Below are 4,776 nucleotides of genomic sequence, written 5' to 3' on the forward strand. Positions count from 1 at the left end.
CCACTCGCGTCGTCCGCGTCCGCCCCGGCAGCTGGCCCCAAGTCCAGGTGCCCAGGGAGGAGTTCCTGCGTGACACCAGCGCCGAAGAACGCTTCCCGAGCCCGGCGATCTTTCCGAAATACTGATGGAGAAGAAACGCGCGGCTTTTCTCACGATCCTCCTTCTCGCGGTGCCCGGCCTTTTGCCGAACCTGGCCGCCGCCGGCCGTGTCGCGCTGCGGCGACTCAATCGAACGCAGCACGAAAACACGCCCAATGACCTGCTGGGGTCTCGATCAAGCTCGGCGCCGTGTTGCCGGACGACGGCTGCGTGGCGGGCTTCGACAATGTGAGCGAGGGGCTCGATGTTTCCTCCTCGCATCTGGTGCTGTATCAACAGGCCGCCGACTTGGCGCTCGATGCCGCGATCGCCACGCGGCCACCCGACGCTGAGAACAACTTTGTGTTGAAGCCTCCCGGCGACTCCACCACGCTGCCGCTGTGTCCAAGCCTGTCCTCGGCCGCGGTCTCGGCGAACTGATGCAGGGGCAACCTGTCGCCGGACGTCCCGCCGCGGGCGGGGCGACGCCGCAGGCGCAGGGGGAACTGAGCGAGGGTTTTCAACGGCTGGTCAATCCGCGCATTCCGGATGCGGACGCCGAGGCGCGGCTCTCGCGGGCGCACCAGAAACTCGCTCGACTCAAACCGGCGCTCCTCGTCGCGGACGTCGCGCTGTGCGCCGTTGCCGCGTGGTTCGCGTTCACGCGCGGCGGGAGCCTCGGCGTTGGGGATGTCGTTGTCTGCGTTGCCGCCGTGCTCACGGGCGCCGCCTTGGGCTGCGTCGGGCTCCTGCTGGACAACGAAGGGCATTGACGCCGCGGCGTGGTTCCGACTCGATGGGCGTGTGAACTTCAACCGATTCCGAATCCTCGCCGGGTTGCTCGTGGCACTCTCCGGGTTCCTCGACGCGGACGCAGCGCCCGCGACCAGGACGCGCAACATCTTCTTCGTGATGACGGACGGTCTGCGATGGCAGGAAGTCTTCACCGGAGCGGAGGAGCAGTTGATCTCGAAGGAATTCGGCGGCGTGGCCAGGACCAACGAGCTGCGCAAGGACTTCTGGCGCGACACGCCCGGGGCGCGGCGCGAGGCGTTGATGCCGTTCTTCTGGACGGAAATCGCGAAGCGCGGGCAGGTCTTCGGCAACCAGCGCAAGGGCAGCGTGGCGCGCGTGACCAACGGGCAGAACTTCTCGTATCCGGGCTACAGCGAGATGCTCACGGGCTTCGCGGACGCGCGGATCGACAGCAACAAGAAAATCCCGAACGCGAACGTGACCGTGCTTGAGTGGCTTCACAACAAGCCGGCGTTTCGCGGGCGCGTCGCGGCCTTCGCGAACTGGGACGTCGTGCCTTTCGTCGTCAACACCCAGCGCAGCGGCATCCCGGTGTGGACGGGACTCGAGAAGGTCACCGACCCGAAGGTCAATCCGCGCCAGGCGCACCTCGAGGAACTCGTCGCGGAGATGACGTCGCTGTGGGGCGAGATGACGTTCGACGTGTTCATCCAGCAGGCGGCATTGCACCACATCCGCACCGCGAAGCCGCGTGTCATCTACATCACGTTCGACGAGACCGACGAGTGGGCACACGAGGGCCGCTACGACCTCTACTTGAAGTCCGCGCGCGGGGTGGACCGCTACCTCCGGCAGCTTTGGGAACTGGCGCAATCGCTTCCCGAGTATCGCGACACGACCACGATGATCATCACCACCGACCACGGGCGCGGGGCGGGCAACCTCTCGTGGAAGAATCACGGGAAGAACATCCCCGAAGCCTCGGGCATCTGGATTGCGGCGCTCGGCCCGGACACCGCGCCGCTCGGCGAACGCGAGAACGTGCCCCCCGTCACACAGTCCCAGATCGCCGCGACCGTGGCGAAGCTGCTCGGCGAGGACTACAATGCCGCGACCCCGCAAGCCGGCGAGCCGATCGCCGACTTGTTGTCGGGCCCGAAGTAGGTTGGCAGGACGCGCGCGACCGTCCCGAACCCGGCCGCGACCTTGACATGGTCCGGCAACACGTCCAGCGTCTCCGCAGACCCAGTTTCAAATTCGCCCCATGAAAGTGTCCATAATGGCCCGCCAAGGCCAACGCGCGTTCACGCTCATTGAATTGCTGGTTGTCATTGCGATCATCGCGATCCTCGCCGGGATGCTCCTGCCGGCCTTGTCGAAAGCCAAGTCCAAGGGCCACGCCATCTCGTGCATGAACAACATGAAGCAGATCGGGCTGGCCTCGACGATGTATTACGGGGACAACGACGACACGCTCGTGCAACTGGCGTATGACGTGACGCCGCCGAGCGCGCTGCCGCCGGGCATCCGCCTGCCGCTGATGCTCCCATGGCCCGTCGGTGGGCAGCAGGCGGTTACGTGGCCCGACTTGCTTGCAGGCCACATGACCAAGGTCGAGAAGAACTTCAATTGCGTGGCGATCAAGGATCCGTTCGTTCGTGGAAACTCGAACAACTGGGGCATCGGCATCAACTTCAACAGCCTCTCGCGCTATTTGAATAACCCTGCAGGCCGCAATGGGGTTCCGGCCAAGGTCCGCGTCATCGACATCAACCGACCTGACGACACAGTGCACTACGCGGACATTGCGCTCGTGCCCAATGCGAACACAGTCTTTCCGGACAACTGGGTCGAGTTCACACCGGCTCAAGCGGCTGCGGCCTCGCCCAGCACTCAGCCTTGGGACTACTTGCTGTTCAGGACTCCCGAGAACACTACCTCATGGGCAAACGCCAGTCTCCCTCTTCGTCCATTCAATCGTCACCTGAAGCGATGCAACATGGCGTTCGTGGACGGCCACGCGGAGAGCCAACCAGTGAGCTGGATGGGTTTGGGCGGGTCAGGCACGTGGGGCTCCTATTTCCCCGGTGTGGCTCCAGGCGGCGGGCCGGCCACTGGCAACTCAACGACCAGTCCAAACCCTGGGAACGGCCAATACGACCCAAAGTGGAAGTGGGACCGGATGTAGTTTAGGTGCCGTTCCTCGCTTGTCGCTCATGATGCCCTCAGTCCGAATCGGATTCTACTCAGTCCTGCTCACGGCATTCGTCGCTTGCGGTTGCAAGAAACCAGTGGCGACCCAGTCTGACCCAGTGCAAGCTCCGAGTCGCGCGGCACCACAAGCAGTCAAGCCTGCGGACCAAGCACTTTTCAAGTCGGCGACGGCGACTACGCCTCAACAGATGGCGCGCCTGCTGACTGACGCACTCACAACGTGGGAAGACCAGCGCGGTGGTGTGCCTCAATCGTTGGACCAATTGGTGCAAGCGAGGATCCTTGACCGTTTGCCCACGCCTCCGCCTGGATTCAAGTTTGCCATCGACGCGCAGAAGCACGAGGTGAAGCTCGTGCCGCACTGACGACAGGCAGCCGAGGTGGCCGAGGCGTTGGTTGCGGCGCGGGTTTCCCGCCTTGCTGCACCCGGAACACCTGCGGGCTTTGCTGCTTGGAGTATTCGAAATCCAGATTCCTGAAATCCCTGGGATTGAAGCAACCGGTCAGGTCATTCCGTGGCTCCCCAACTCCCCGGCCACACACACCTCGTTCTTGTTTGCGCACAGCCGCGTGAGGAACCACTCATCGCACAGTGCGGGCAGTTCCTGTTTCAGTTCGTTGAGCTTCGCGTAGTCTGAGGAGCCCTTGAACTTGATCGTCACCACGAAGCGCCGCATCCGGCGCTCCCGCAACCAGTCGAGCAGCACCCCGATGCTTCGCTCCGGCGCGGCAATCACGTCGCACAACAGCCAGTCCACAGGCGCAGCCGGCTCGAACTTGAAAGCGTCGCCGCGCTGGAACTCCAGCCGTGGCTCGCGCATCAGGTCGTCGCGGAGCGGCGAGCGGTCCACGGCGGTCACGCGCGCCCCGCGGCGCAGCGCCACGTAGCTCCAGCTTCCCGGCGACGCGCCGAGGTCCACGCACATTTCACCCGGTTCGATGCGCCGGCCGAGTCGCAGTTCCGCCTCGACGAGTTTGGCGAACGCCCGCGATGGCGCCGCCTTGTCGCTCGCGACCGGGACTTCCCCCAGCGGGAACGGCGACATCACCCGCCGGCACTCGAACGGAACCGGCGCCGCGGCTGCGGAAATCAGTCCGCGGTCAGGCGCGGTCAGCGCAAGTTGCACAAGCGAGTCCGCCGATGAAAACGGCGTCGCGGCATCAACCAGGGCCTTCAACCGACGTCGCTCGCTTCGCTTCAAGGCGGAACGCATCGCTTCGAGGATGAGTTCGCACCGATGGCTTCCCGCCGTCCCTTCGCCGTAGCAGGGCGCGACGTGAACGCGCCAGGGCATCCCGTCCGGCACTCGCGAACGAACCGCCCCGGCCAACAGCGTGCTCCACTCGCGCACGGAAGCCGCCGCACACGCGCGCGCCTCGACGAACACCTGCCGCGCGAACGCCAAGCCGTGACCGCACGCTTCCTCAAGCGGGGTGTCGCTCTCGACCCACCGTTCGTCCCGGAGTTTGTGGCGCGCGGAAGGTTGGGCCTGGCGAAGCTCCTCAATCAGAAGCGGTCCGCAGCCGGCCGCGGCAAGCAGGAGGTGCATCACGTTCGAAGGTTATCAGCCCTGGCGATGGGCCCCACCGCGGCGCCCGCAAGCCGTTGCCAGCAATACCAGAGCATGCGCGGCAGGTGGAACGGGCCTTTGTAAATCGTCCCCTTCGCGCGCGAGGAGATGCGGCCATCGCGGTGCAGGTAGCCGAACCACTCGCCGTGCTCGCGGT

The 4,776-nt window shown here is 65.0% G+C and carries 3 protein-coding genes and 1 pseudogene; 3 read left to right on the top strand and 1 reads right to left on the bottom strand.

The genetic code is table 11. From position 1 onward, the window contains the following. The first annotated feature begins 273 nt into the window (after nt 1-273). The 3 genes and pseudogenes from FJ386_14960 (at nt 274) to FJ386_14970 (ending at nt 2,305) form a co-directional block, all read left to right on the top strand. On the top strand, nt 274-519 hold the full coding sequence (locus FJ386_14960) for a DUF1587 domain-containing protein (GenBank protein MBM3877986.1): 246 nt from the start codon (nt 274-276) through the stop codon (nt 517-519). Between the two features lie 108 nt (nt 520-627). Next, the gene (locus FJ386_14965) at nt 628-1,998 is read left to right on the top strand and encodes a PglZ domain-containing protein (protein ID MBM3877987.1); all 1,371 of its coding nucleotides are present in this window, start codon (nt 628-630) and stop codon (nt 1,996-1,998) included. A 100-nt stretch (nt 1,999-2,098) separates the two neighbouring features. Beyond that, nucleotides 2,099-2,305, top strand: a pseudogene (locus FJ386_14970) (type II secretion system protein). A gap of 1,246 nt (nt 2,306-3,551) precedes the next feature. Here FJ386_14970 and FJ386_14975 read toward each other — a convergent pair. Further along, entirely contained in the window at nt 3,552-4,598 is a 1,047-nt protein-coding gene (locus FJ386_14975) for a hypothetical protein (GenBank protein ID MBM3877988.1), read from the bottom strand. Between the last annotated feature and the right edge of the window lie 178 nt (nt 4,599-4,776).

This window comes from Verrucomicrobiota bacterium (genome assembly GCA_016871675.1).
GTDB lineage: Bacteria > Verrucomicrobiota > Verrucomicrobiia > Limisphaerales > VHCN01 > VHCN01.

Excerpts from the sequence above, each read along its gene's own strand:
- FJ386_14965 (MBM3877987.1), top strand. The coding sequence starts at position 628 with ATGCGGACGCCGAGGCGCGGCTCTCGCGGGCGCACCAGAAACTCGCTC.
- FJ386_14975 (MBM3877988.1), bottom strand. The coding sequence starts at position 4,598 with ATGCACCTCCTGCTTGCCGCGGCCGGCTGCGGACCGCTTCTGATTGAG.